The sequence below is a fragment of the Gemmobacter nanjingensis genome (assembly GCF_014652195.1).
Classification (GTDB): Bacteria; Pseudomonadota; Alphaproteobacteria; order Rhodobacterales; family Rhodobacteraceae; genus Gemmobacter; species Gemmobacter caeni.
Genome location: NZ_BMYI01000001.1, coordinates 594669 through 620543, shown reverse-complemented (window position 1 = coordinate 620543; position 25875 = coordinate 594669). Strand labels below are relative to the sequence as shown.

29 protein-coding genes and 1 tRNA gene are annotated in these 25875 nt (G+C 65.8%); 9 read left to right on the top strand and 21 right to left on the bottom strand.

Annotated elements, in window-relative coordinates; translation table 11 throughout:
• Nucleotides 1-13 precede the first annotated feature (13 nt).
• The gene (locus IE126_RS03200; RefSeq protein WP_189380136.1) at nucleotides 14-631 is read right to left on the bottom strand and encodes a hypothetical protein; all 618 of its coding nucleotides are present in this window, start codon (nucleotides 629-631) and stop codon (nucleotides 14-16) included.
• Nucleotides 628-2226, bottom strand: coding sequence for a peptide chain release factor 3 (locus IE126_RS03195; protein WP_108128223.1), 1599 nt, complete (start codon nucleotides 2224-2226; stop codon nucleotides 628-630). Before IE126_RS03195 ends, IE126_RS03200 begins: the two co-directional genes overlap by 4 nt.
• 146 nt (nucleotides 2227-2372) lie before the next feature.
• Here IE126_RS03195 and IE126_RS03190 point away from each other — a divergent pair, with 146 nt between their 5' ends.
• Nucleotides 2373-3731, top strand: a complete 1359-nt coding sequence (locus IE126_RS03190) for an esterase-like activity of phytase family protein (protein ID WP_189380135.1) — start codon at nucleotides 2373-2375, stop codon at nucleotides 3729-3731.
• Nucleotides 3732-3746: 15 nt separating this feature from the next.
• Here IE126_RS03190 and IE126_RS03185 read toward each other — a convergent pair whose 3' ends face one another.
• Both IE126_RS03185 and IE126_RS03180 read right to left on the bottom strand, forming a co-directional pair.
• Nucleotides 3747-4172: a hypothetical protein gene (locus tag IE126_RS03185; protein WP_145693525.1), complete on the bottom strand. Its 426-nt coding sequence runs from the start codon at nucleotides 4170-4172 to the stop codon at nucleotides 3747-3749.
• A 77-nt stretch (nucleotides 4173-4249) separates the two neighbouring features.
• Nucleotides 4250-5254 carry a Hint domain-containing protein gene (locus tag IE126_RS03180; RefSeq protein WP_229825195.1) on the bottom strand — a complete coding sequence of 335 codons (1005 nt, stop codon included), beginning with the start codon at nucleotides 5252-5254 and terminating at the stop codon, nucleotides 4250-4252.
• A 184-nt stretch (nucleotides 5255-5438) separates the two neighbouring features.
• On the opposite strand from IE126_RS03180, the gene IE126_RS03175 reads away from it, so the two are divergent.
• Nucleotides 5439-6218 carry an SDR family oxidoreductase gene (locus tag IE126_RS03175; RefSeq protein ID WP_189380134.1) on the top strand — a complete coding sequence of 260 codons (780 nt, stop codon included), beginning with the start codon at nucleotides 5439-5441 and terminating at the stop codon, nucleotides 6216-6218.
• Nucleotides 6219-6335: 117 nt separating this feature from the next.
• Nucleotides 6336-7427 (top strand): ABC transporter ATP-binding protein, encoded by a 1092-nt coding sequence (locus IE126_RS03170; protein WP_054301698.1) that lies wholly within the window; start codon nucleotides 6336-6338, stop codon nucleotides 7425-7427.
• Here the strand turns inward: IE126_RS03170 and IE126_RS03165 are convergent.
• Nucleotides 7375-8100, bottom strand: a complete 726-nt coding sequence (locus tag IE126_RS03165; protein ID WP_108128226.1) for a helix-turn-helix transcriptional regulator — start codon at nucleotides 8098-8100, stop codon at nucleotides 7375-7377. The genes IE126_RS03170 and IE126_RS03165 overlap by 53 nt on opposite strands.
• Before the next feature lie 33 nt (nucleotides 8101-8133).
• Nucleotides 8134-8460: an antibiotic biosynthesis monooxygenase family protein gene (locus IE126_RS03160; RefSeq protein WP_108128227.1), complete on the bottom strand. Its 327-nt coding sequence runs from the start codon at nucleotides 8458-8460 to the stop codon at nucleotides 8134-8136.
• A gap of 156 nt (nucleotides 8461-8616) precedes the next feature.
• Here IE126_RS03160 and tatA point away from each other — a divergent pair, with 156 nt between their 5' ends.
• Genes tatA through IE126_RS03140 form a run of 4 tightly spaced genes read left to right on the top strand, consistent with a single transcriptional unit; the run spans nucleotide 8617 to nucleotide 11065 of the window.
• On the top strand, nucleotides 8617-8838 hold the full coding sequence (tatA, locus tag IE126_RS03155; protein WP_054301700.1) for a twin-arginine translocase TatA/TatE family subunit: 222 nt from the start codon (nucleotides 8617-8619) through the stop codon (nucleotides 8836-8838).
• A gap of 39 nt (nucleotides 8839-8877) precedes the next feature.
• The gene (gene tatB, locus IE126_RS03150) at nucleotides 8878-9369 is read left to right on the top strand and encodes a Sec-independent protein translocase protein TatB (RefSeq protein WP_108128228.1); all 492 of its coding nucleotides are present in this window, start codon (nucleotides 8878-8880) and stop codon (nucleotides 9367-9369) included.
• Entirely contained in the window at nucleotides 9366-10229 is an 864-nt protein-coding gene (gene tatC / locus IE126_RS03145) for a twin-arginine translocase subunit TatC (protein ID WP_054301701.1), read from the top strand. Before tatB ends, tatC begins: the two co-directional genes overlap by 4 nt.
• Entirely contained in the window at nucleotides 10226-11065 is an 840-nt protein-coding gene (locus IE126_RS03140; protein ID WP_054301702.1) for an ATP-binding protein, read from the top strand. The genes tatC and IE126_RS03140 overlap by 4 nt, the downstream gene beginning before the upstream one ends.
• Nucleotides 11066-11254: 189 nt before the next feature.
• On the opposite strand, the gene IE126_RS03135 is transcribed toward IE126_RS03140, so the two are convergent.
• From IE126_RS03135 to IE126_RS03085, 11 genes are all read right to left on the bottom strand, one after another.
• Nucleotides 11255-12502, bottom strand: coding sequence for a M23 family metallopeptidase (locus IE126_RS03135; RefSeq protein WP_189380133.1), 1248 nt, complete (start codon nucleotides 12500-12502; stop codon nucleotides 11255-11257).
• A 69-nt stretch (nucleotides 12503-12571) separates the two neighbouring features.
• Entirely contained in the window at nucleotides 12572-13237 is a 666-nt protein-coding gene (locus tag IE126_RS03130) for a protein-L-isoaspartate(D-aspartate) O-methyltransferase (protein ID WP_054301704.1), read from the bottom strand.
• The gene (gene surE, locus IE126_RS03125) at nucleotides 13234-14022 is read right to left on the bottom strand and encodes a 5'/3'-nucleotidase SurE (protein WP_054301705.1); all 789 of its coding nucleotides are present in this window, start codon (nucleotides 14020-14022) and stop codon (nucleotides 13234-13236) included. The genes IE126_RS03130 and surE overlap by 4 nt, the downstream gene beginning before the upstream one ends.
• Nucleotides 14023-14127: 105 nt before the next feature.
• The gene (gene ureG / locus IE126_RS03120; protein ID WP_054301706.1) at nucleotides 14128-14748 is read right to left on the bottom strand and encodes an urease accessory protein UreG; all 621 of its coding nucleotides are present in this window, start codon (nucleotides 14746-14748) and stop codon (nucleotides 14128-14130) included.
• The gene (locus IE126_RS03115) at nucleotides 14745-15386 is read right to left on the bottom strand and encodes an urease accessory protein UreF (RefSeq protein ID WP_189380344.1); all 642 of its coding nucleotides are present in this window, start codon (nucleotides 15384-15386) and stop codon (nucleotides 14745-14747) included. The genes ureG and IE126_RS03115 overlap by 4 nt, the downstream gene beginning before the upstream one ends.
• A complete protein-coding gene (gene ureE / locus IE126_RS03110; RefSeq protein ID WP_189380132.1) occupies nucleotides 15379-15888 on the bottom strand; it encodes an urease accessory protein UreE in 510 nt (169 codons plus the stop codon). The genes IE126_RS03115 and ureE overlap by 8 nt, the downstream gene beginning before the upstream one ends.
• Nucleotides 15889-15947: 59 nt before the next feature.
• Nucleotides 15948-17654, bottom strand: a complete 1707-nt coding sequence (gene ureC, locus IE126_RS03105) for an urease subunit alpha (RefSeq protein WP_108128233.1) — start codon at nucleotides 17652-17654, stop codon at nucleotides 15948-15950.
• Nucleotides 17655-17960: an urease subunit beta gene (locus IE126_RS03100; RefSeq protein WP_189380131.1), complete on the bottom strand. Its 306-nt coding sequence runs from the start codon at nucleotides 17958-17960 to the stop codon at nucleotides 17655-17657.
• A 4-nt stretch (nucleotides 17961-17964) separates the two neighbouring features.
• The gene (locus IE126_RS03095; RefSeq protein WP_054301711.1) at nucleotides 17965-18543 is read right to left on the bottom strand and encodes a HupE/UreJ family protein; all 579 of its coding nucleotides are present in this window, start codon (nucleotides 18541-18543) and stop codon (nucleotides 17965-17967) included.
• 23 nt (nucleotides 18544-18566) lie between these two features.
• Nucleotides 18567-18869, bottom strand: coding sequence for an urease subunit gamma (locus IE126_RS03090; RefSeq protein WP_054301712.1), 303 nt, complete (start codon nucleotides 18867-18869; stop codon nucleotides 18567-18569).
• Complete coding sequence (locus IE126_RS03085) at nucleotides 18866-19708, bottom strand: urease accessory protein UreD (protein WP_054301713.1); 843 nt, start codon at nucleotides 19706-19708, stop codon at nucleotides 18866-18868. The genes IE126_RS03090 and IE126_RS03085 overlap by 4 nt, the downstream gene beginning before the upstream one ends.
• A 238-nt stretch (nucleotides 19709-19946) precedes the next feature.
• On the opposite strand from IE126_RS03085, the gene IE126_RS03080 reads away from it, so the two are divergent.
• Nucleotides 19947-20022, top strand: a tRNA-Thr gene (locus IE126_RS03080).
• 38 nt (nucleotides 20023-20060) lie between these two features.
• Here IE126_RS03080 and IE126_RS03075 read toward each other — a convergent pair.
• The gene (locus tag IE126_RS03075) at nucleotides 20061-20582 is read right to left on the bottom strand and encodes a gamma-glutamylcyclotransferase (RefSeq protein ID WP_054301714.1); all 522 of its coding nucleotides are present in this window, start codon (nucleotides 20580-20582) and stop codon (nucleotides 20061-20063) included.
• A 61-nt stretch (nucleotides 20583-20643) separates the two neighbouring features.
• Here IE126_RS03075 and IE126_RS03070 point away from each other — a divergent pair, with 61 nt between their 5' ends.
• Nucleotides 20644-21639: a DUF2125 domain-containing protein gene (locus IE126_RS03070; RefSeq protein WP_054301715.1), complete on the top strand. Its 996-nt coding sequence runs from the start codon at nucleotides 20644-20646 to the stop codon at nucleotides 21637-21639.
• Here IE126_RS03070 and IE126_RS03065 read toward each other — a convergent pair.
• From IE126_RS03065 to gloB, 3 genes are all read right to left on the bottom strand, one after another.
• Nucleotides 21616-22563: a M23 family metallopeptidase gene (locus IE126_RS03065; protein ID WP_189380130.1), complete on the bottom strand. Its 948-nt coding sequence runs from the start codon at nucleotides 22561-22563 to the stop codon at nucleotides 21616-21618. The two genes, IE126_RS03070 and IE126_RS03065, sit on opposite strands and share 24 nt — an antisense overlap.
• A complete protein-coding gene (gene clpA, locus IE126_RS03060) occupies nucleotides 22560-24881 on the bottom strand; it encodes an ATP-dependent Clp protease ATP-binding subunit ClpA (protein WP_054301717.1) in 2322 nt (773 codons plus the stop codon). The genes IE126_RS03065 and clpA overlap by 4 nt, the downstream gene beginning before the upstream one ends.
• Before the next feature lie 178 nt (nucleotides 24882-25059).
• On the bottom strand, nucleotides 25060-25824 hold the full coding sequence (gene gloB / locus IE126_RS03055; RefSeq protein ID WP_229825191.1) for a hydroxyacylglutathione hydrolase: 765 nt from the start codon (nucleotides 25822-25824) through the stop codon (nucleotides 25060-25062).
• Nucleotides 25825-25875 lie beyond the last annotated feature (51 nt).

Sequence of the window (25875 nt, the reverse complement as noted above, 5' to 3'; positions counted from 1 at the left end):
AGGGCGCCTCCGGTCACACTCCGGTCAGGCCGGGATGCGGGAGGGGCCGGTAGCCTGCTGCCAGTATGGCGACCAGCGGGGCAGGGGTCAGCACGGTTGCAGGGCCATCTGGCACGGGCCGGGCAGGGCCATAGCCGTGGTCGGGCGTCCAGGGATGCAAGGCGCCTTGCCATATCAGGCCGGGCTGGTCTTCGGTCAGGATCATGGCGCCGTCAGGCAGGTCGGGTGAGGGTGCCTGATGGCGGCATTGCTGCGCCGGGCGTCCGGCCAGCCGGGCCTTGTGCAGGGCCGCGTCGATGGCTTTCGCATCCGCCGGGCCGAACAACCGTTCCCAGATCCCGCGAAAGCGGTTGTAATCCTCGCGGCGGCATTCGGCGCAGGGGCGGTGACCAGCAGCCAGCGCCTGCGGCTCGTCATAGAAGAACAGTTCGGTATAGCTATGAGGCGCCATGAGCGGGCGCTTGCGGCCCTTGAAGGCCAGCTTGCAGCAGATCCAGTTCTTGTGCCGCCAGCGCGCCGGGCCAGGCTGGCCCGCTGCATCGTGCAATATCCCGCGATTGCCCATCCATGCGCCGCGAAACGGCAGCGCCGCGATCTCGCCCGTTGGCAAGACGCGGTTTTGCCGCGTCACGCCAGCATTTCTTTCGTCGCGGTCAGCTTCAGCTCGGGGTAATCGCGCTGGATGCGATCAATGTCCCATTGCAGGCGGGTCAGGTACACCACGTCGCCATCGTGGTCATGGGCGATATGGCCCTTGTTCACGTTGAGGAACTTGTCCATTTCCGCCTTCGGCCCCGCCACCCAGCGGGCAGAGGTGAATTGCGACGCCTCGAACCGCACGGGCAGCGCATATTCCTGCTCGATCCGGCTGGCCAGCACGTCGAATTGCAGTGCGCCCACCACGCCCACGATGAAGCCCGAGCCGATCATCGGCTTGAACACTTTCGCGGCGCCTTCCTCGGCGAATTGCATCAGCGCCTTTTCCAGATGCTTGGCCTTCATCGGATCGGCGGCCCGCACCCCGCGCAGCAGTTCCGGCGCGAACGACGGGATGCCGGTAAAGCGCAGATCCTCGCCCTCGGTCAGCGCGTCGCCGATGCGAAGCTGCCCGTGGTTCGGAATGCCGATGATGTCACCGGCCCAGGCCTCTTCCGCCAGTTCGCGGTCGGCAGCGAGGAACAGCACCGGATTCGACACCGCCATCGGCTTTTTCGACCGCACATGCAGCAGCTTCATGCCCCGTTCGAAATGGCCGGAGGCCAACCGGATGAAAGCCACGCGGTCGCGGTGCTTGGGGTCCATATTGGCCTGCACCTTGAACACCACGCCGGTCACCGGCGTTTCCTCGGGCGCGACCTTGCGGCTGGCGGTGGGCTGCGGTTGCGGCTCCGGGCCGTAATTGCCGATGCCATCCATCAGTTCCTTCACCCCGAAGGAGTTGATGGCAGAGCCGAACCAGATCGGCGTCATATGGCCTTCCAGAAACGCCTTGCGGTCGAAAGCGGGCAAGAGCTCGCGCGCCATTTCCAGCTCTTCGCGCAATTGCGCCAGCATCCCGGCCGGGACGTGCTGCGCCAGTTTCGGATCGTCCAGCCCCTTGATCTCGATGGTTTCGGCGACGCGGTTACGGTCGGCGCGGTCCATCAGTTCCAGCCGGTCGTTCAGGATGTCGTAGCAGCCCAGAAACTCGCGCCCCGAGCCGATGGGCCAGCTTGCCGGTGCCACGTCGATGGCCAGGTTTTCCTGAATCTCGTCGATGATCTCGAACGTATCGCGTGCCTCGCGGTCCATCTTGTTACAGAAGGTCAGGATCGGCAGGTCGCGCAAACGGCAGACCTCGAACAGCTTGCGGGTCTGGCTTTCCACGCCCTTGGCGCCGTCGATCACCATGATCGCCGCATCCACCGCCGTCAGTGTGCGATAGGTATCTTCCGAAAAATCGCTGTGGCCGGGCGTATCGACCAGATTGAAGCGGAACTCGCGGTAGTCAAAGCTCATCGCCGAAGCCGAGACCGAGATGCCGCGATCCTGTTCCATCTTGATGAAATCCGACCGCGTGCGCCGCGCCTCGCCCTTGGCCCGCACCTGACCCGCCATCTGGATCGCGCCGCCGAACAGCAGGAACTTTTCGGTCAGCGTGGTTTTTCCCGCATCCGGGTGCGCGATGATCGCGAAGGTCCGGCGGCGGGCGATTTCGGGCGGGAGGGTGGGGCGATTGTCCAGCATGGCCGCGCTTTAGCTCAAAGTGGGCCTGCCGTCCACTGGCGCGAAAGCCCGTCACGCAGCCGTCACCGAAGCTTTGTCTGTGCGCCATCTTCCTGCAATGCGGTGCGGCCAGAAGCGGCGCAGCAACACCCAAGCAGGAGATTCCCATGCTGTCGCGCCTTCTGTCCGCCACCGCCCTTTGCGCCACGCTGATCGCCGCACCGGCACTCGCCGAAACCACCTTCCCGGCAGTGCTGAAAGGGCAGGCCGTGCTGCCCGCCCTGACGCTGATCGACCCGCCGGCCGATGCCCCTGCGGATGCGCGCGTATCGGGCAAGTTCACCGGCGCTGCCCGCAATGATGTGGCCGAAAGCGTGGCCGGCGATACCGGCGCGATGCATGGCAAGCGCCCGACCGGGCTGAACCTGCCGTTCAACGGCCAGCCGCTTCAGGGCTTTTCCGGTTTCGCCATGCAGCAGGCTGAGGATGGCAGCACCTATGTGCTGACCGACAACGGCTTCGGCACCAAGCTGAACAGCCCCGATGCGCTGCTGTTCTTCAGCCGGATCATGCCCGATTTCACCAGCGGCAAGGTCGAGGTGAAGGAAACCGTGTTCCTGCACGACCCCGACCGAAAGGTGCCGTTCCGCATCGCCTATGAAGGCTCGGACAGCCGCTATCTGACCGGCGCGGATTTCGACCCTGAAAGCATCCAGATCATCAATGGCGAGGTCTGGATCGGTGAAGAGTTCGGCCCCTTCCTCATCCGCGCCACGCTCGATGGCAAGGTGCTGGCGGTCTATCCGACCATGCAGGGTGAAGAGGTCATCAAATCGGTGGATAACCCGGCCAATTCCGGCACCTCGGTGGTCGGCAAGGACTGGATCGTGCCGCGCTCGGGCGGGTATGAGGGCATGGCACATCAGCCGGGCACCCCTCTGCTGTGGGCCATGCTGGAAAAGCCGGTGATGACTGCCGAGGGACAACCCGAAGGCGCCTTCCTTCGCGTCATAGCGTTTGACACGGCAGCGGAAAAGTGGACGGGGCAGGGCTTCAAATTCCGTCTGGCGGAAGGCGCAACCGCGATCGGTGATTTCAACTTCATCGACGAGACCCGTGCGCTGGTGATCGAGCGTGACAACGGCGAGGGCGATCCGTCGCTGAAATGCGCCGGTGATCCGGCGCCCGATTGCTTCCCGCTGCCCGCGCTGGTGAAGAATGTCGTGCTGATCGACACCGCCAGCGTCGATGCCGAGGGCTTCGTGCGCCGCATCGGCCATATCGACCTGATGGACATTGCCGACCCCGAGGGCGTGAACCGTCAGGAAACCCAGGCTGCGCGCGATCTGACCGGCAAGCACACCTTCCCCTTCTTCACCATCGAGGATGTGATGCGGGTGAGCGATACGCAGATCATGGTGGCCAATGACAACAACCTGCCGTTCTCATCGGGGCGCAAGCTGGATGCGGCGGCGGATAACGAAGTGATCCTGCTGGACGTGGCCGAGATGCTTTCGGCAAAGTGAGCCGTTGCGCCTGCCTCACTTCAGGGGCAGGCGCATCTCCGAACTGCCGGACGGGCAGCAATGCGGGTCGTCCGGCTGGTAGCTGAACAGCGTCAGAACCAGTTCGCGGCCTGCGGCGGTGGTGTCCAGCCGGGCGGATTTGATTCCGTCCGGCGCCACGAACTCCTGCCAGATGGTCCAGCTTTCGCCGTCCCGCCGCAACACCATCTGCCGCAGCACAGCGGCATTGCCGCCATCGCCCGCCGTATAAGCGCCCTGCGCCAGCAGGTCGGCATCACCGTCGCCATCCAGATCCCCCTGCCAGCCAAGTACAAATTCCGGCGCTTCGGTTTCCGACAGGATCGCAAGTGCCCCTTCGGGCAGCGGATCGACGGGTTGCAGATCCTGCGCGGCCAGCGGGGTGGCGGCGATCAGCAGAGCGGCGGGCAGCAGCAGGCGCATCGGCGGGGTCTCCGGTTCTGGCGCCAGCATCGTCTGTGGCGCGTCAGGGTCAAGCCCCTGGGGCTGCGACAGGTTCCCTATTTTCCACCTGCGGATTCGCGGCGACCGAGGCCGATCTCCTCCAGTTCCTGCCGTCCGGCCTCGGTCCCGAAATGCTGGTTCTGGCTCAGGCCGGGGAATCGCGCCCGCACTTCGGCCGACAGCTCGACCGGCAGGCGGTTCACCACCGCCTCTGTCACCATCAGGCTTTCGGCGGGTACACCTTCGGCATAGATGATCTCGTGGCGTTCGAACACCAGGCTGAAGTAATCGACGAAGGCGCCTTCGCGCAGGAAGATCGTTTCGCCGTTCACCAGATGCTTGGCCTGCACCAGCAGTTCCGAAGTTGGCAGGCCCGGCGTCCGCTGACGCTGGTACAGGAACATGCGGTGATGCTGACTGACGATCAGATCGCCCGCATTGCCCATAGCGCCGGAGGTAATGACGACCGGCGCGAAGGCCCCGACGGCCCGCAGGGTGGCATTCCCGACCCAGCGGACCGGCTGCGGCCCGTGGTCGCGCGTCAGAACCCGGTCCCCGGCGGTCAGTGTCTCGATGGGACGTTGCGAGCCATTCGCCATGGTGATCATCGTGCCGCGCGCAAAGCTCACGCACAGAAGATCGGACAGCGGCGTTTCCTCGGGCGCGTCCTCGACCTTGACCAGCGTATAGCCAAGCCCGGCGGCCATGGGTGACAGCGGCAGCGCGAACAGCCCGTCGCCCGAACCCTCCAGCGCCAGTAGCAACAGTTCGACCCGGTTCGCATCGTCGCCCATCAGCGTGTAGCGCGCGACGACCCGCACCGGATCGCCCGGTTGCCCCAGACCGGAGCCCGTCGCCACCTGCTGCGCCTTTGCGGCACGCGCCACCACCAGGCGCAGCGGCTCGGTGCCGGGTTCAAGTTCGTAGACATCGCCCGCGCAGACATCGTCTGGCAGACCCAGCCCGTCACCCATGTTCACGCCATGCGCGACATAAACCGCATCGGCGGGGAAGACCATGCAGGCCTGTCCGGGCAGAAGGCGGGTCGGTACGTCGGTCATGGCAAAAGGGCTTTCCGGGGCTGTGCGAAAGGGACGGCAGGCGCAGGCCGGCCGCTATGCAGTTTTCTGCATCAAGTCACGGAAATGTGCCAGCATTCGGGCAGAAGTAAGGGCCGATTGGTGCGCCTTGGCAAGTCGGGGGCCGCTTGCTACGGTCGGGCCGCATTATAACGGAGAACGCGCGATGGATCTGGGCATCAAGGGGAAAAGGGCACTGGTCTGCGCCTCGTCCAAGGGGCTGGGGCGTGGCTGTGCCGAGGCGCTGGCTGCCGCCGGGGTCGAACTGGTGATGAACGCACGCGGGGCCGAGGCGTTGCTTGCGACTGCCGATGACATCCGCACGCGCTTTGGCGTGCCGGTCACCACGGTTGCCGCCGATGTGACGACCGAATCCGGTCAGGTCGAGGTTCTGGCGGCGGCGAAGGATGTCGATATCCTCGTCACCAATGCGGGCGGCCCGCCGCCCGGCCTGTGGTCGGACTGGAGCCGCGACGATTTCATCCGTGCGCTGGAAGCCAATATGCTGGCGCCGATCGCGCTGATGAAGGCCCTGTTGCCGGGGATGATCGAACGCCGCTGGGGGCGGGTCATCAACATCACCTCGCAATCGGTGAAGGCGCCCATTGCCCAGCTTGGCCTGTCGAACTCCGCCCGCGCCGGGTTGACCGGCTATGTGGCGGGCACCTCGCGGCAGGTGGCGCCTTTCGGCGTGACCATCAACAACCTGTTGCCCGGCATCCACGATACCGACCGCGCGACCGCGCTGGATGGCGGGGTGATGCAGACACGCGGCATCAGCCGGGACGAGGCACGGGCCGAACGCATGGCGACGATTCCCGCCCGCCGCTATGGCACGCGCGAGGAATTCGGCGCGATGTGCGCCTTCCTTGCCTCGCAGCATGCAGGCTTCATCGTCGGGCAGAACATCCTGCTGGACGGCGGCGCCACCAACGCGACACTGTAAGCCGCGCCCCGCCGGGGCACCCCCCGGCGGGGTTGCCTTGGCGGGGTTGGGTTGCTAAGGGACGAGGGAAACCCAATCGTTTCAGTCGAGAAATCTGCCGGACTGAAAGACGCCATCGTGACCAGCCTGCCTCCCCGTCTCGAAATCCGGGACATCGTGAAACGTTTCGGCGCCCGCCGGGTGGTGGACGATGTGTCGCTGACCGTGATGCCGGGGCAGGTCACTTGCCTTCTCGGGCCTTCGGGCTGCGGCAAATCCACGACGCTGCGCATCATCGCCGGGGTCGAGATGCAGGACAGCGGCACCATCCATCTGGATGGGCGTCTGGTCTGCGACACGGTGACCCGCGTGCCGCCGGAAGGGCGGGGCATCGGGCTGATGTTTCAGGATTTCGCGCTGTTCCCGCATCTGACAGTGGCACGCAACGTGGCCTTCGGGTTGAAGGGCGACCGTGCTGCTCAGGCGCGTCGGGTGGACGAACTGCTGGAGAAGGTGAACCTCTCGGGCTATGGCGACAAGCATCCGCACCAGCTTTCAGGTGGGGAACAGCAGCGCGTCGCACTGGCCCGCGCGCTGGCGCCTCGCCCGCGGCTGATGCTGATGGACGAGCCGTTTTCCGGCCTAGACAACCGGCTGCGCGACGGTATCCGCGACACCACGCTGGCGGTGCTGAAGGAAGAGGGCGCGGCGGTCCTGCTGGTCACGCATGAACCTGATGAGGCGATGCGCATGGCTGACGAGATTGCGCTGATGCGGGATGGCCGGATTGTGCAGCAGGGATCGCCCTACAATGTCTACACCCGGCCTGCGGATCGGGCGGCGGCGGCTTTCTTCAGTGATGTCAATGTGATCCGGGGCGTATCGCGCGGGGCGCTGACCCTGACCCCGTTTGGCGAGTTCCTGACCCCCGGTCATACCGATGGCGGCGAGGTGGAAATCGTCATACGGCCGCAGCATCTGAAGATTGACTTTGATCGTGCCGGGCGCGGGCCAAACCCGACGCCGATGGATGGCACGCCCGCACGCGGCACGGTGCAGCGCGCCCGGTTCATGGGACGCGAGAGCCTTGTGGAATTCGTGATGGATTACGACGGCTCGACCCTGACCGCTGCCGTGCCGGGGGTGTTTCTGCCGAAACCGGGCACGGCGTTGTGGCTTATGATCCGGCGGGATCGCTGTTTCGTGTTTCCGGCGCATCGGCGGGCGTAAGTTCGGCGGCGATGCGGGCGCGGTAATCCTCCAGCCTTCGCCCCGGCTCGTCGGGATAGGTTTCGCCCGTTTCGGTGATGGCGACGATCCGGTCTACGCGGAAGCTGCGGAAATCGGCGCGCGCCTCGCAGAAGGCGGCCAGCGTCCAGACCCGGCCCCAGAATTCCAGTTGCAGCGGGCGGATGTCGCGGTGCGTCTCGGCGCCGTGCGGGTCGATATAGGTGATGGCCAGCCGCTGCCGCGCGCGGATCGCCTGCCGCAGGACCGGCAGATGCGGCGCGGCGCGCTGGGTTTCATCGGCGGAATAGACGAACAGATCGTCGGGCTCGGGCGTCGCCGGGGCAGGGACCACGGCGGCGATTTTCGCCGCCAGCCCGCGTGCCGCGCGCGCCAGCCCCGGATCGGCACCTTCCGCCACCAGCCGCACCCCGAGCCGCAGCGCCTCCATCTCGGGCGGGGTCAGGATCATCGGTGGCAGGGTGATCGGCGCGCGCAGGATGTATCCCACCCCGCGCTCTCCCTCCACAGGCAGGCCCGAAGCCATCAGCGTGGCCATGTCGCGCCAGATCGTGCGCACCGAAACCTCAAGCCGCTCTGCCATTTCCGAGGCGCGGTGCAGCCGCCCGTCGCGCAGGATCTGGATAAGTTCGAAAAGGCGGTCGGTGCGGCGCATGATGGCACAGGCTGACGGCTTGGCGCCCCGGCGTCAATCCGCCAGAGACCAGATCACCCGGTCATGGCGCATCCGCACGCTGGCGCCGTCGATCAGGGCCATGAACGGGGCGAAGGCCGGGTCTTTCACCACGGCTGTGGCGGCGGTCCGGGCCGCCGTGAGGTCGGCCCAGAGCACGAGGTCCGTCCAACTGCCATCTTCGCCCTGCATCAGATGCCGGGCGAGGAATCCGGGCTGCGCTTTCACCAGCGCTGCGCTTCCCTTTGCCGCCGCAAGAAACTGCGCGGTCTGTGTGCCTTCAACCAGATGAAATTGCACGATTTCGGCGATGGCAACCGGGGTGGATAGGGTCTGTCGCATGGGAATCTCCTGTTGTTGCGATGGTGCTTTCTCGCAGAGGGCAACTGACATATAGCTGTCAGCAATCCGCCGCATCGCAGCGGATTCGGGGCTTACGCCGGGCGACGGCTTGGGTAAGCCTGTGGCCAAAGACACTTCCCATTGGAGGAATTCGACATGCAGATGGGACCCTGGCAACTGCTGCTTATCGCCGTCGTGGTGCTGGTTCTGTTCGGCCGCGGCAAGGTCAGCTCGCTGATGGGCGAGGTCGGCAAGGGCATCACGGCCTTCAAGAAGGGCGTGAAGGACGGCGCGAGCGAGATCGAGAACGCCGCCGATGACACCGTGAAGGCCGACAGCGCGAAAGACGTGACCCCGGCCGACAAGGACAAGGTCTGAGCCGCGCAACAGGCAGGCGGGTTCTGACGGGGGAAAGCGATGTTCGATATCGGATGGACCGAGCTTCTGGTGATCGGCGTCGTGGCGCTGATCGTCATCGGGCCGAAGGATCTGCCCATGATGTTCCAGCAGCTTGGCCGGTTCACCGGCAAGCTGCGGCGCATGGCGCGCGAGTTTCAGGGCGCGATGGAAGATGCCGCGCGCGAGGCAGGCGTGAAAGAGGCGGCGGATGATCTGAAAAAGGCCACCAGCGCCAAGTCGCTGGGCCTTGATGCGGTGAAGCAGGCGGCTGACAGGTTCGAGAAATGGGACCCGCTGAAGCCGACCACAGGTCCGGCCAGGGCGCAGCCCGACCCGGATGCGGCCGCGCCCGCCGACGCACCCGCGCCCACGCCGCCGGCAACCGGCACAGAAACGCAGGCGCTGGCAGAAAAGCAGGCCGCGCGCCGTGCCATCCTGAACGAGACCGGTGACAGGCTTCGCGCGTTGAAAGACGGCGAGACCCCCGCCGAAAAGGCCCCTGACGCATGAGTGCGAACGACCACATCGACGACAGCGCGGCGCCGCTGATCGAACATCTGAAGGAACTGCGGACCCGTATCCTTTATGCGATCGGGGCTTTCGCCGTCTGCTTCATCATCGGCTATCTGTTGTGGAAGCCGATCTTCGCCTTTCTGGCCCGCCCGATGTGCGTCGTGCTGGCCGAGCGCGGGCAGGAATGCCAGCTGATCCTCGTGAAGATGCAGGAGGGCTTCTTCGTCGCCATCCGCATCGCCATGTGGGGTGGCTTTGCGCTGGCCTTCCCGATCATCGCCTATCAGCTGTGGCGCTTCGTGGCGCCGGGGCTGTATCGATCCGAGAAAAAGGCCTTCCTGCCGTTCCTCGTGGCCTCGCCCGCGATGTTCCTGATCGGCGCGGCCTTCGCCTATTTCATCATCCTGCCTTTCGCTTTTGGCTTCTTCTTGGGCTTTCAGGACCAGTTCGCCAGCGATCTGGGGGGCGGCGACCTGACAGCGCCTCCGGCGGGGGTGGTTTTCCAGGGCTCGATGGAAAGTTATCTGGCGCTGACCATGACCTTCGTCATGGCCTTCGGTCTGTGCTTCCAGCTGCCCGTGCTGCTGACGCTGATGGGGCGGGCGGGGCTTATCTCCTCCAAGGGGCTGAAAGCCATGCGGAAATACGCGGTGGTCGGCATCCTTGCCGTGGCCGCTGTGGTGACGCCGCCGGATATGTTCAGCCAGATCATCCTCTTTGCGGCGATCTATCCGCTGTATGAAATCTCGATCTTCCTTATCGCGCGGTTCGAACGCGAACGTGAGGCGCAAGCCCGTGCCGATGGCACCTGGGTCGAGGAAGAAGACGACGACCCCGAAGGCGAGGATTACAAGTGACCGACCCTTTGCTGCGTATCGCCGAGGCGCTGGAGCGTCTGGCGCCGCCACCGCAACCCGCGCCGGATATCGGCGCGGCCCCGGCCTTCATCTGGCACACCGGCCCCGACCGGCTGGAGCCGGTGACGAAAGTGGCGCGGGTGGATCTGGATCTGCTGATCGGGGTCAACCGGGCGCGTGACACGCTGCTGGCGAACACCCGGCATTTTGCGCAGGGTCTGCCTGCGAACAACGCGCTTCTGTGGGGCGCGCGGGGGATGGGGAAATCCAGCCTCGTGAAGGCGATCCATGCCGCCGTGCGGGCCGAGGGACAAGACCTGAAGCTGGTCGAACTGGCGCGCGAGGATCTGCCTTCGGTCGGGCGTCTGCTGAACCTCCTCCGCGCTTCCGATGCGCGGTTCGTGCTGTTCTGCGACGACCTGTCGTTCAGCCATGATGACCAGCATTACAAGAGCCTGAAGGCGGTGCTGGATGGCGGGATCGAGGGGCGGCCGGAGAATGTGATCCTTTACGCCACATCGAACCGCCGCCATCTGATGCCACGCGACATGATCGAGAACGAACGTTCGACCGCGATCAGCCCGAGCGAGGCAGTGGAGGAGAAGGTGTCGCTCTCCGACCGTTTCGGGCTGTGGCTAGGCTTCCACCCGTGTTCGCAGGACGATTATCTGGCGATGATCGACGGCTATTGCGCGGCTTATGGCGTGCAGGTGGCGCCCGAGGTGCTGCGGGCCGAGGCGATCGAATGGCAGGCCACGCGCGGCGCCCGCTCGGGCCGGGTGGCCTGGCAGTTCTTCACCGATCTGGCGGCGCGTCACGGCGTGCGCGTATCCTGAAACCGGCGTCCTGAACCAAGGGACGGCGCGCCGGGGGCATCGAGCCCCCGTCACCCCGGCTGGCGCGGAAGGTGGCCCGGCCTGATGCGGGACGGCGGGCGGCGGAGCCTTCGGTGGGAATATTGGGGCCAAGATAAAGGGCGGGTGCTGTGCGGCACCCGCCCTTTGCGTTTATTGCAGGTAGGATGCTTATTGGAGGTAGGACATGGGATCGACGGAGTCGAAGCCTTTGCGCACCTCGAAATGCAGGAAGGACGGGCTTCCGGCGCGGACTTTGGCGATTTGCTGGCCACGCTTGACCGAGGCGCCCTTGGCCACTGCCACCGCGTCGATGCCGCCATAGACCGTCAGCAGGTTGTTGGCATGGCGGATCACGAGGATCGGCACGCCATCGGTGTTCTTGGTGATGGCGGCCACGGTCCCGTCAGCAGCCGAGACCACGCCGGTGCCCGCGCTGGCACCGATGTCGATGCCTTCATTCTTGCCCTTGGCGTAGGGGCGGATGACCTGACCGCTAACCGGCATCGCCAGCTTCGAAGCCGAGGCGCTGCTGCGGTTCGCGCCGAGATCGGCGGCGGGTTTCTGCGCCGGGGCGGGGGCCGCACTGCCGTCAGGCTTCTTGGTGGCGACGGGCGGCTCGTCCTTGGCGGGCAGCGGCTTGGCGGCCGAGGGCGGCACCGGCGTCGGCGAACCGGCACCGGGCTGGGTGACAGGTTCCGGCGCACGGGTGGCCGGGGCCGGGGTGGCGGCGACCGGGATCAGCAGATACTGCCCCTCGCGCACCGTCATGTTGGCATCCAGCCCGTTCCAGTCGGCCAGCGCCTTGGCAGAGACGTTGTAGGCCCGCGCGATGATGAAGGCGGTTTCGCCACGCTTCACCTGATGGCGGGCAGGTTCGACGCCGGGCGCCGCAGCAGCGGAATCGGCGCCTTTCTGCCAGCCCTGCGGCGCGGCGGCAGGTTTCGGCGCGGCGCGGTCGATGGCGGCGCTGGCCAGAGGGGCCACGTCGATGGAGCCTGACTTGATCGGAGCACCGACAATCGCGCCGGTGGCCGGTGCGACCGGCGTAGCACCTTCCGCGACGCGGCGCGGCAGGGCAAGGATTTCGCCCTCGCGCACGGGGTCGTTCGGGTTGACGGCATTGTAGCGCGCCAGTTCGCCGGGGTCGATGCCGACGCGGGCGGCGACGCTGGCCACGGTATCGTTGCGCCGGGCAACGGCTACCTGATAGCCGGGATAAGAGATTATACCGCGCGCGTCAGGGCTGGGCCTTGCGGCGGTGGCGGCACGGGCGGCATCGGCGGTAGAGACACCACCGGGCCGGAAATCCCAGTCGAAGGGTTTGCCGCCGCCATTGCCGCAGGCCGCGACGAGCAGAAGGCTGCCGCCAAGGCCGAGGGCGCGGAGCGGGGGCAAGGTAAGAAAGGTCGATCGCATAGCTCTGCCTCGTTCCTGCCCGGTTGATCCGGGTCGCGTTGCGTTACGCTTCATATAGTGCGCGCCAGACTATTCGGACGCAAGCCCTTCGACCAGAGGAACGAAACGAACCGGCCGCAACTCTTCGTAATCGAAACCGTTGGGCAGGCGTGTGACCTTGATCAGGCTCTGCACCGCATCGGATTGACCGACCGGCAGCACCATGACGCCGCCGGGTTTCAGCTGTGCGAGCAGCGGGCCGGGCGGGTCTTCGGCAGCGGCCGTGACAAGGATGCGGTCGAACGGGGCCTGTTCGGGCCAGCCAAAGCTGCCATCCCGCGCCACGGCGGTGATGTTGGTCAGGCTGAGCTGGCGAAACAGTTCCGAGGATTCACGCACGAGGCGGCGGTGGCGGTCGATTGTATAGACCCGGCGCGCCAGCTGGCTGAGGATCGCGGCCTGATAGCCGGAGCCGGTGCCGATTTCCAGTACCACATCGCGCGGCTGGACCCCCAGCGCCTGGGTCATCAGCCCGACGACCGAGGGTTGCGAAATGGTCTGCCCGCAGGAGATGGGCAGCGGCATGTCCTCATAGGCGCGGTCGGCGAACAGACCTTTGACGAAAAGGCCACGGTCTATCCGCTCCATCGCGGTCAGAACGCGGGCATCGGTGACGCCACGCGAGCGCAGGGCAAAGAGAAAGCGCATCTTGCGTTCGGCCGGGTCGTCCTCGTGATCCGGCGTCCCTGTGGTCATGCGAGACCTGCCGCCAGATCGGCCAGAACATCATGGGCGGTCAGATCGGCCCGCATCGGTGTGACCGAGATATAACCGTCCAGATTGACGGCGGCATCGGTGCCCGGCGCGGTGGGGCGATGTTGGGGGCCGCCCTTGATCCAGAGGAATTTCTTGCCGGAGGGCGAGATATGCGGATCAGCGGAAAAGCTGGTATCGCGGCGGAACCCCTGAGCGGCGGCGCGGATGCCTTTCACGGCGGCGCCCCCGACGGGCGGGAAATTCACGTTGTAGAACAGCCGGTAATCGGCCTCGGGCTGCCAGAGCCCGGTGTCGAGGATACGGCGCACCACTGCCGCACCGTGCTGGCGTGCAGCCTGAAACGGGTCATCCAGTTCGGCGGTCTGCGGCCCCATGAACTGCGACAGTGCAATGGCGGGGATGCCTTGCAGCGCCGCCTCCATCGCGCCGCCGATGGTGCCGGAGTAAAGCGTGTTCTCGGCGGCATTGTTGCCCCGGTTCACGCCCGACAGCACCAGATCGGGGGCAGCCCCCTGCAACACATCATAAAGCGCGGCCAGAACGCAATCGGCAGGGCTGCCCTCGGTGGCGTAACGGCGCGGGCCAAGCTTGGCGATCAGCATGGGATGGGTATAGCTGATGCAATGGCCGACGCCGGATTGTTCGAAGGCGGGTGCCACGGTCCAGACTTCGCCCTCAGGCCCCGCGATTTCGGCGGCGATGGCGGCAAGCACCTCAAGTCCGGGGGCGTTGATACCGTCGTCGTTCGTAATCAGGATGCGCATTCGGAAAGCCTTTCGTTGGCATCCTGATTAGACGAGCCCGCCGCATGCGGCAAGCGCCGGGACGGGATTTCGCAGCGGGTGCCGCATGCGGGCCACGCCCGCCGCTCAGGCCAGCGCGAGACCGCCTTCCTCTTGCAGGAAGCGCACGACATCGGTGACGCCGCGACCATGGCGCAGCTCGGCCATCACATAGGGCCGCGGGCCACGGGCGCGGGCGGTGTCTTCCTCCAGCAGAATGCGATCCACCCCGACATGCGGCGCCAGGTCGGTCTTGTTCACCACCAGCAGGTCCGAGCGCGTGACCCCCGGCCCGCGTTTGCGCGGAATGTCCTGCCCGGCGGCGGTGTCGATGACATAGATCGTCAGATCCGCCAGTTCAGGGCTGAAGGTCGCGGCCAGATTGTCGCCACCGGATTCGATGAGGATCAGATCGAGGTCGGGGAAATTGCGGCGCAGATCCGCCACGGCGGCGAGGTTGATCGAGGCATCCTCGCGGATCGCGGTATGGGGGCAGCCGCCGGTTTCGACGCCCCGGATGCGATCCGCTGGCAACACCTGCGCGCGCATCAGGTATTCGGCATCCTCGCGCGTGTAGATGTCATTGGTGATGACGGCCATGGAGCAGCGGCCGGCCAGCGCGGCGCAAAGCTTTTCCGTCAGCGTTGTCTTGCCTGCGCCCACCGGGCCGCCGATCCCCACCCGCAGCGGGCCGTTCATGCTGGTCATGTTCTGAAAATCCTGATGTCCATGGTTTCGTGCCGCATTGCCGCCAGATCGGCGCCGGGGGTGAAGCCGGAAATGTCGTCCAGCGGGGTGCTGGCCAGTTCGGCGGCGAGCGTGGTCAGGCCGGGGGCAAGCTCGCGCAGCAGGCGTTGCCCCGCGCCTTGCCCCAAGGGGACGAAGCGCACGGCGGCCGACATAAGCTGCGCGGCAAGGCCATGCAGCCAGAGCGTCAGAACCTCCTCCGTTGTCACGCGAAGGGGGCGGGTCGCCAGCCCCACTGCCACCGCATAGGGCAGGCCCTCGGGCAAGACGATGCCGGTCATCGCCAGATGCGCACGGGCGAAAGCGGCGCCCTGTTCCAGCATCTCGGTCTCGCGTTCGGCTGCGGTGGCGAAGGCCAGCGCCAGATCGGCCAGCATCTGCGGGTCGTCGCCCGTGCGGGCCCGCGCCAGCAGGATGCCATCGACCCGCCCGCTGCCATGATGCAGCACCGCCCGCACCCAGGGGTGCAGCGTCTCGATGCTGGTCAGCCCGCCCTCGGCAATCGCCCATTCCAGCCCCTGCGAATAGGCGAAAGCGCCGATCGGAAAGGCGGGCGACAGCCATTGCACCAGATGCAGCCGGTCGGTCGCCTCAGCCATGGACATGGAACTTGCCGTCGCCATGGTGATGGCCGAAGGGGCCGTGATCGTGGCCCCCATGATCATGCCCCATGGTGCGGCCATGGCCATAGGCACCGCCCTCTGGCCGGAACGGCGCGGTCGAGGGCGTCAGCTCCGCCCCCAGCCCGGCGAGCATCTTTTCCAGCACATGATCGCGGCGGATCGCCAGATGGGTGGCGCTGATCTGGCAGGGCGTATGGCGGTTGCCGATATGCCAGGCCAATCGCGGCAGATCGCCCCGCACCTCGATGATCTCCTCCGCAGCCGCGATGACGACGATCAGCCGCCCGTCGGAAAGCTGGAATGCATCACCCTGATCGAGGCTCGTGGTTTCCGCCAGATCGACGAGGAAGGCGCCGCCATTCTCCGCCACCAGCCGCTTGCGCCGCAGGAACCGCGCGTCATAGCCCAGCACGACGCGGCCGTCGGCCTTCAGCCACTGGCCGCTGCGAAGAATGCCCTGAGCCACGGGGATATTCATGGTCTTTCAACCTTTTGCTGTCTGAGTGAGGGGAGGGGGCGCCGATGCCGGATCACGGATCAGAACAGGAAGTATCGCTGCGCAAGCGGAAGGCTTTCCGCTGGCTGGCAGGTCAGCAATTCACCATCCGCCCGCACTTCATAGGTTTCCGGGTTCACCTCGATCAGGGGCGTCGCCGCGTTCAGAACCAGATCGGATTTCGTCACCTTGCGCGTGCCCTCCACGCCGTGAAGCTGTTTCTGAAGGCCAAGCTGCGCACCGACCCCGTTGGCGATGGCCGCCTGCGACAGGAAGGTGGCACAGCTTTCATAGCGGGCGCGGCCAAGGGCGCCGAACATGGGCCGCGAATACATCGGCTGCACGGGGATCGAGCCGTTGGGATCGCCCATCTGCGCCAGTACGATCATGCCGCCCATCAGCACCATATCGGGCTTGGCGCCGAAGAAGGCAGGCGACCACAGCACCAGATCGGCACGCTTGCCGACCTCGACGCTGCCGATATGGCGCGACAGGCCATGCGCCAGCGCCGGGTTGATGGTGTATTTCGCGATATACCGGCGCACGCGGAAATTGTCGTTCGCGCCGGTTTCCTCGGCCAGCCGCCCCCGTTGCAGCTTCATCTTGTGCGCGGTCTGCCAGGTGCGGGTGATGACCTCGCCCACCCGTCCCATGGCCTGACTGTCCGACGACAGGATGGAAAACGCCCCCATGTCATGCAGAATGTCCTCGGCGGCGATGGTCTCCTTGCGGATGCGGCTTTCGGCGAAGGCCACATCCTCGGGGATCGAACGGTCGAGGTGGTGGCAGACCATCAGCATGTCCAGATGCTCTTCTACCGTGTTGACGGTGTAGGGCATCGTCGGGTTCGTCGACGAGGGCAGCACATTCTGGCTGCTGACCACCTTCATGATGTCGGGCGCATGGCCGCCGCCCGCGCCCTCGGTGTGGAACGCGTGGATGGTGCGGCCCTTGATGGCGGCCAGCGTGTTTTCCACAAACCCGCTTTCGTTCAGCGTGTCGGTGTGGATCATCACCTGCACGTCCATGTCATCGGCCACCGAGAGGCAGCAGTCGATTGCGGCGGGGGTGGTGCCCCAGTCCTCATGCAGCTTCATGGCGCAGGCTCCGGCCTCCACCATCTCGACCAGCGCTGCGGGAAGCGAGGCATTGCCCTTGGCCGCGATCCCGAAATTCATGGGGATGGCATCCAGCGCCTGCAACATCCGCCCGATATGCCAGGGGCCAGGGGTGCAGGTGGTGGCCAGCGTGCCATGCGAGGGGCCGGTCCCGCCGCCCAGCATGGTGGTCACGCCGGAATGCAGCGCGTCCTCGGCCTGTTGCGGGCAGATGAAGTGGATATGCGCATCCATCCCGCCAGCGGTGACGATGCGGCCTTCGCCCGCGATGATGTCGGTCGCCGGACCGATGGGGATGGTGACGCCGGGTTGCGTGTCGGGGTTGCCCGCCTTGCCGATGGCCGCGATCAACCCGCCCCGCAGGCCGATGTCGGCCTTGTAAATGCCGGTATGATCGACGATCAGCGCATTGGTAATCACCGTGTCCGGTGTGCCCTCTGCCCGTGTCAGCTGGCTTTGTCCCATACCGTCACGGATGACCTTGCCGCCGCCGAACTTCACCTCCTCGCCATAGATCGTCAGATCACGCTCGACCTCGATCACCAGGTCGGTGTCGCCAAGGCGCAGCCGGTCGCCCGTGGTCGGGCCATACATCGCCGCATAGGCGGGGCGCGAGATTTTCACGGCCATTCACAGATCTCCCATGACCTTGTGGTTGAAGCCGTACACCCGGCGCGTACCGCCAAAGGGCACCAGCCGAACCTCGCGGCTTTGCCCCGGTTCAAATCGCACAGCAGTGCCCGCCGCGATGTCCAGCCGCATGCCGCGCGCTGCCGCCCGATCGAATCTGAGGCCGGGGTTGGTTTCCGCGAAATGGTAATGGCTGCCGACCTGCACGGGCCGGTCGCCGGTATTGGCGACCATCAGGGTCAGGCTTTCGGCGCGCTCGTTCAGGATGATGCTGCCGTCGGCTGGAAAAATCTCTCCGGGGATCATGGGCTTACCCCGCGATGGCAAGCGCGAGGCCCGCCATGGCCGTCACGCCGCCGAGGCCGCGCACCACCGCTGCCCGGGACAGCCGGATCAACCCGAGGCCCAGCCCGACCCCGGCCAGATGCAGCGCGATGGTCGCCAGCGCGAAGCCCGCCGCATAAAGCGCCAGTCCAGCTGCGGGGCCTTCCGCGCCATGGGCATGGCCGTGGAACAGGCCGAACAATGCCACCGCCGCCATTGCATGCGCGAGGGCTGGGCGCAGTGCCAGTGCTGCGGCGGCACCCAGCGCAACGATGGAGGCAAGGATCATCGGCTCCACCCCTGGCAGCGGCAGGCCAGCCGCCCCGGCGAGGCCGCCGACAAGCATGGCCGTGACGAAGGCCAGTGGCAGCGTCAGCATGGCCCGCCCGCCCATCAGTGCCGCCCAAAGGCCGACGGCAACCATCGCCAGAACGTGATCGGCCCCTCCGAGTGGATGCCCGATCCCGGCGGCGAAGACGTCACCGCCGATATGGCCGGGATGCGCCAGCGCCATGCCGGGCAGGAACAGCGGGAACAGGCTTGCGGACAGAAGAATGCGGTTCATGGGCGGCCTCTCAGGGTAGCGGATCAGCGGATCGGGTGATGGACGGTGACGAGCTTCGTGCCGTCGGGGAAGGTGGCCTCGACCTGCACGGAATGGATCATTTCGGGCACGCCCATCATGCATTGCTCTGCGGTGATGACATGGGCGCCCGCCTCCATCAGATCGGCGACGCTGCGCCCGTCACGGGCGCCCTCGACCACGAAATCGGTGATCAGGGCGATGGCTTCGGGATGGTTGAGCTTCACGCCGCGCGCCAGCCGGTTGCGCGCGACCATGGCGGCAAGGCTGACCAGTAGCTTTTCGCGTTCGCGCGGGGTCAGGTTCATGCGATATCTCCATTCATCTGCCAGACCCGCGGCAGCGGGCCGGGGCGAAGTGCGCGGATTGCCCTTGCGAGCTGTCGTTTCAGTGGCCAGCCGTCGCGCGCCCTGAGACGCGCGATGCAACGGCCGTTCCAGCCGGAAGCGGCGGCCTCGACACCCGGTTCGCACAATTCGGCGCGCAGGCGGGGCAGGGCAGCCTCTGCCCCCGGCGCAATCAGCGCCAGCACGGCGAAGGCGCGCGCATCGCCCAGCAAGGCGGGCGTAGCGGCTTCGGCCAGAACCCGGCTGTCGATCCGCGTTGTTTCGGCCCAGACCGGACGACCATCGCGGAGAATGCGGCGGCGATCTGTCAGTTGCGCATGAAGCGGAGCCTCGCCCATGGCGTGCCGCCCCAGAATGACCGACTCCGCCAGAAGAAGTCGGGCGCTTCCCGTCAGATGCACTGTAGTTTCTCGTTGCAACATGCTGTGTTCGAACAGGATTGTCTCTTGCGGCAGCCAGGCCAGTTCAGCATCGCTGTCCAGTCGGGCGCAGATTCGGACTGTGGCTGCTGTGCCACCGCTGGCATAGGCACGCTCGGCCGTTTGCGTGGTGGCGCAGAGCGATACCCCGGCGCCCAGTTTCAGATCGAAGCCAAGGCGGTCACCGCCCGTCAGTCCGCCGGATGTGTTCAGAAAAACAGCCTCGGGGACCGGACCCGCAACATGGGGCAGCATGATCTTGGCCGAGCCACGCTGCCGCAAGAGCCCGAGTCGCGGATGCCCGTCCCGGCATGCGACGGACAGCGCAGCCTCGCCTTGGCTCCGCTGCATGCGGATTTTCTGAAAACCCCCATCGGCCATCCTGCCCGGTACCCTCCCCATGCCCCTGTCGGCTACCGGTTGACTGTGCAGCCCGACGTCTCATCGTTTGCCCGCGAGCAGGCGAGGGCAACGGGGTGGGGGCATGGAGGTGAACGGCTTTGCGGCAAGGGGCGGCAATTGCCCGCTGTCCGGGCGAAGTGATCATTTATTAAGCAGTATTAAGCTGCCCAGTCCGCCATTGCGCAGCCCGGGCCGAATTGCTAAATGCCGGTGCAAGGCCCCTATAGCTCAGCTGGTAGAGCAGCAGTTTTGTAAACTGACGGTCGGCGGTTCGAGTCCGTCTGGGGGCACCATTTCCTTGCATCCATACCGGACTGTCGGGCCTGTGCCGTTACGCGGTCAGCTCGCGTACCCGTCGGGACAGCCATTCCAGATCAGGGTCGGCGATGCCGAGATCGGCGAGGTGGCTTGCGGTGTTCCACAGGTATTCGCGGTTGGGGCCGCGGCCGCCATGGGCATGAGCGATGATGCGGGCCTGCTCTTCCAGCGCCAGCCCGCCGCAGTACTGCACATGGTCGGGGTCGATCACATAGGCGAGGCAGTCGAAACGGTCGGCTCCGCTTTCAACCGGCACATGGGTTTCCAGATAGGCCGAGGAAATCAGCTCGCGTTCGCGCAGCGCGGCCAGCGTCTCGGCTTCCGCGCCCGCCGCCACGCGGAAGGCGACACCGGTGCAGGCGGCGCCCTCGGCCCGGTCAAGCGCGAGAACCAGCCCCGGCTCGTCTTCGGTACCGCGATGATGGATCGACCTCATGCAGAAGCTGCGATGCCAGCCCTCAGCGCGTGCAATGCGCTGCTCGGCCACCGGAAAACCCGGGTGCCAGATCAACGAACCGTAACCGAATACCCACATCTCTGGCTCTCCTTCCGCAGTCTGGTGTAGACGGAGGGACAGGCAAGGGAAAGGGGCGGCCATGCGGGTGTTGATCTGGATCGTTCTTGCGGCGGGGCTGCTGTATGGCGGCTACTGGTTCGTCGGCGCGCGTGCGGCAGAGCGCGGGGCCGAAGCGGCACTGGCGCAGATGCAGGCGCGGGGCTGGCAGGTGCAGCAAAAGGGCGTGTCGATTGCGGGCTTTCCCAGCCGGTTTGACCTGACCGTCACGGAACCGGACCTGTTCGACCCCGTGCGCGGCATCGGCTGGCAGGCACCGTTTGCGCAGGTCTATTCGCTCAGCTACAGTCCGTGGAAGCTGATTGCGGCGCTGCCCGAGGATCAGGTGCTCACTCTGCCCGGGCAGAAGGTCACCATCGGCTCAACGCGGATGCGGGCCTCCCTGTTCATGAAACCGTCCGGCGATCTGCCGCTGGACCGGCTGGATGCAGTGACCGAGGGCATCAGCCTGCGGTCGGATGCCGGTTGGGCGATGGCCCTGGGATCAGCTAACCTTTCTGTAATCGCGGGCGAGGGCGATCAGGTGCAACTGGCGCTGCGCGGGCTGGAAATCGTGCCGGATCAGGCGGTGACCTCGGCGTTAACCGGGACTGATCTGCCGGGGCAGATTGCGCGGGTGGATCTGCTGGCTGATGTGCAGCTTGCCGCGCCGATCCTGCTGCGCAATCCGGCGCCGCCCGTGGTGCGCAAGGTCAATCTGACCGAGGCCAATCTGGTCTGGGGGCCGGTCAGTGCCAAAGCCGCGGGCGAACTGGTCGCCGATCCGCAAGGGCAGGCCGAGGGGCTGATCACTGTGACGGTGGACAACTGGCAAACCGGGCTGGCGGCGGCGGAGGCGGCGGGACTGGTGCCCGAGCGGTTCCGGGTCGCGCTGCGGTCCATGCTGTCGAGCCTGGCCGATCAGGGAGGCGATGCCAACCGGCTGAGCCTGCCGCTGGCCATGCAATCGGGGCGGATGATGCTTGGCCCGCTGCCGCTGGGACCTGCGCCGATGCTAGGGCAAGGTCAGCCGGGCTGAGATGCGGGCGATCTGTCGCCCGTCGCGCTGCAGGCTGGCGATCCCGTCATAGTTCCCGGCGGGCCAGCCTGCCCCGCGCAATTTGCGGCCAATGGCGCGCATCGCGCGGGCCTGCGTGCGGTCAAGCGCCACATCCTGCGCCGCGATTTCGCCCTCGGGTCCGGTCAGCACCAGATGCAGCCTGTCGCCTGCCCGCGTGCCAAAAAGATTGGCCCAGAACACCAGAGCAGGAGCCTGCACATCGGGCGAGGTCACGGTGCCCGCGTTGATCATCGCGTAATCGGGTATCGCTGTGGCAAAGCCCGCCGAGACAAAGCCTCCGGGCTGATAGGCGATGTCGTCGCGCCAAAGATTGGCCTGCGTGGCGCCACAGCTGCTCAGATCCGACGTGGCGAATGGGTCGATGACGGCGCCTGCATGGCGCACCGACAGATGCAGATGCGGAAATTCGGTATTTCCCGACAGGCCGACCAGCCCGAGCATGTCGCCTTCCGCCACGCGGTCACCACTGCGCACACGGACGGAACCCTGACGCATGTGGCAATACTGCGTCTCCCAGCCGTCGCCATGGTCGATCACCAGCCCGTTGCCGCAGTCGCGTCCTTCGAGCGGAGGGGCCGCGGGATCACCTGCGCGGATATCCGGCATGCCATCGCGCACGCCCTTCACCGTACCGGCGGCGGCGGCGCGCACGGTGACACCTGCCTGCATCGCGGCATCGTCGGGCAGGGCGAAATCGGTGCCCTTGTGCCCGTCATAGGCGAGGGAGCCGCAAGTGAAATCCCGTGCGCCGGGGCCAGGGTCACGATCAGTATATTGCTGGATGAAACAGGTTTCACCCAGGGTGCAGTCAATGGGCTGCACAAGTTCGAAAGCCCCCGCCGAAGCGGGGGCCAGCAGCAGCGCCAGAAGCGCGGCCTTCATTCCGCCGTCAGCAGCGGGGGTTTCTGCCCGGTCAGCTGCGGCTTGCCAGGCTCTTCGATGATGAGGTCGATCCTGTCGTCCTTCACCTTCACCCGGACGACGCCGCCCTTCTGCAACCGGCCGAACAGCAACTCCTCCGCCAGCGGTTTCTTCAGGTGCTCCTGGATCACCCGGCCCAGCGGACGCGCGCCCATCTTGTCGTCATAGCCCTTGTCGCCCAGCCAGCGCGCGGCTTCATCCGAAAGCTCGATATGGACGTTGCGATCCATGAGCTGTGCTTCCAGTTGCAGCACGAATTTCTCGACCACTTGCATGATGGTCTCTTTCGTCAGCGGGGCGAAGGCGATCACGGCGTCCAGACGGTTGCGGAACTCCGGCGTGAAGGTCCGCTCGATTGCCGCAGTATCCTCACCCTGCCGCTTGTCGCGGCCAAAGCCGATGGCGGCGCGCTGCATGTCCGAGGCACCCGCGTTGGTCGTCATGATCAGGATGACATTGCGGAAATCGACCTGCCGCCCGTTGTGATCGGTCAGCTTGCCGTGGTCCATCACCTGCAGCAGGATGTTGTAGACATCCGGGTGGGCTTTCTCGATCTCGTCGAGCAGCAGCACGCAATGCGGATGCTGGTCCACACCATCGGTCAGCATGCCGCCCTGATCGAAGCCGACATAGCCGGGCGGGGCGCCGATCAGACGGGAAACCGCATGTTTCTCCATGTATTCTGACATGTCGAAGCGCAGCAGTTCCACCCCCAGCGTGCTGGCAAGCTGTTTGGCCACCTCGGTCTTGCCGACGCCGGTGGGGCCGGCGAACAGGTAGTTGCCGATGGGCTTTTCGGGTTCGCGCAGACCGGCGCGGGCCAGTTTGATCGAGGCAGACAGCGCCTCGATGGCCTTGTCCTGCCCGAACACCACACGCTTGAGCGTCTTTTCCAGATCGCGCAGCACTTCGGCATCGTCCTTCGAGACGGTTTTCGGCGGGATGCGGGCGATCTTGGCCACCACGGCCTCGATTTCCCGGATGCCGATGGTCTTGCGCCGCTTGTTGGCGGCCACCAGATGCTGCGCCGCGCCCGCCTCGTCGATCACGTCGATGGCACTGTCGGGCAGCTTGCGGTCATTGATATAGCGCGCCGCCAGTTCCACCGCCGACTTGATCGCTTCGTTAGTATAGCGCAGGTCGTGGTGCTGTTCGAAATGCGGCTTCAGCCCTTGCAGGATCTTGATGGCATCGGGCACCGAAGGTTCGTTCACGTCGATCTTCTGGAACCGGCGGGACAGCGCGCGGTCCTTTTCGAAATGCTGGCGGAACTCCTTGTAGGTGGTGCTTCCCATGCAGCGCAGCTTCCCGCCCTGAAGCGCGGGCTTCAGCAGGTTGGAGGCATCCATCGCGCCGCCCGAGGTAGCACCGGCGCCGATGACGGTGTGGATCTCGTCGATGAACAGGATCGCGTCGGGGTGATCCTCCATCTCTTTCACCACGGCTTTCAGCCGCTCCTCGAAATCGCCGCGATAGCGGGTGCCGGCCAGCAGAGCGCCCATGTCGAGGCTGTAGATCGTGGCATGGGCGAGGATTTCCGGCGTCTCGCCATCGACGATCTTCTTGGCCAGACCTTCGGCGATGGCGGTCTTGCCGACGCCCGGATCGCCCACCAGCAGCGGGTTGTTCTTGCGGCGGCGGCACAGCACCTGGATGCAGCGTTCCACCTCGCCCTCGCGGCCGATCAGCGGGTCCACATCCCCCATCCGCGCCTTCACGTTCAGATCAACGCAGTATTTGGACAGGGCGGATTCCTTCGCCTCGCCCGCCTCGCCCTTGGGCGTTTCGTGCTGATGCTCTTCCGATCCGCTGACCGGGCGGCTTTCGCCATAGCTCGGGTCTTTTGCCACGCCATGCGCGATGAAATTCACCGCGTCATAGCGGGTCATGTCCTGCTCTTGCAGGAAATAGGCGGCATTCGATTCCCGTTCGGCGAAGATGGCGACCAGAACATTGGCCCCCGTCACCTCGCTGCGGCCCGAACTTTGCACATGGATCGCCGCGCGCTGGATCACGCGCTGGAAGGCGGCGGTCGGCACCGCCTCGGACCCTTCGACCGAGGTCACGAGCGTCGAAAGGTCATCGTCGATGAAATCGGTCAGCGTCTTGCGCAGGTCGTCCAGATCGACGGAACAGGCTTTCATCACGCGGGCGGCCTCGGGCTCGTCGATCAGGGCGAGCAGCAGGTGTTCCAGCGTGGCCAGCTCGTGACGGCGCGCATTGGCGATCGCCAGGGCGGCATGAATGGCCTGTTCGAGTGTGGTCGAGAATGATGGCACTGTTCGGTGCTCCTGTCCTGCGGGCCGGAGGGTGCGACACCCGGTCCGACCGTGGCCTCATAAGATTAAAGTTCGGTTTTCTGCGCGAGGCTTCAAGTGCTATTTGACAAAAACGTCCGTTTCCCCGGAGGTGGTTGCAAAATGTGATCGGCCCGGGGTGGCGGCTTCCGGCGGGAGGTCAGAATTTGTCCTTTCGCGCCCTGATTTCCGCGAAAACCGCAGCATCTTGTGCATCGGTCATCCCCAGCGCGGCTTTCATCGCCGGGTCACGGGCGCGCAGAAACGGGTTGGTGGCAAGCTCTTCGGCAAGGGTGGAGGGCACGGTGGGCTGGCTGGCGGCGCGGGCGCGTTCGACCCCTTCCATCCGCAAGATAAGTGCCGGCGGCACATCTTCAAGGCTCAGCGCGAAACGGCCGTTGGACGTGGTATATTCATGGCCCGAACAGATCAGCGTATCGGTCGGCAAGGCGGCCAGCCGGGTCAGGCTGTCCCACATCTGGGCGGGGGTGCCCTCGAACAGGCGGCCGCATCCCAGCGCCATCAGGCTGTCGCCGGTAAAGGCCATCCTGCTGTCCGGAAAGTGGAACGCGACATGACCGACGGTATGGCCGGGCACGTCGATCACATCGACGGTTTCGCCGCAGATGGTGATGCGGTCACCGGGGCTGACCGAGCGGTCCAGCGGTGGCAGGCGGTGGGCATCCGCGGCGGCCCCGGTGACTCGGGCGCCCGTCGCCGCGACCAGGGCGGCAGTGCCGTCGATATGGTCCCAGTGGTGGTGCGTCAGCAGGATGTCGTCCAGCCCCCAGCCATGCTGGCGCAACGCGGTCAGGATGGGCTCGGCGTCCGGCGCATCGACCAGCGCGGTCTGGCCGGTGACGGAATCATGCAGAAGAAAGGCATAGTTGTCCGCAAGGCAGGGGACGGTGACGAGTTGCAGCATGGCGTTTCCTGTCTGATCGGCTAAGGTCGTGGTCCAGATTGGCCGTGAACG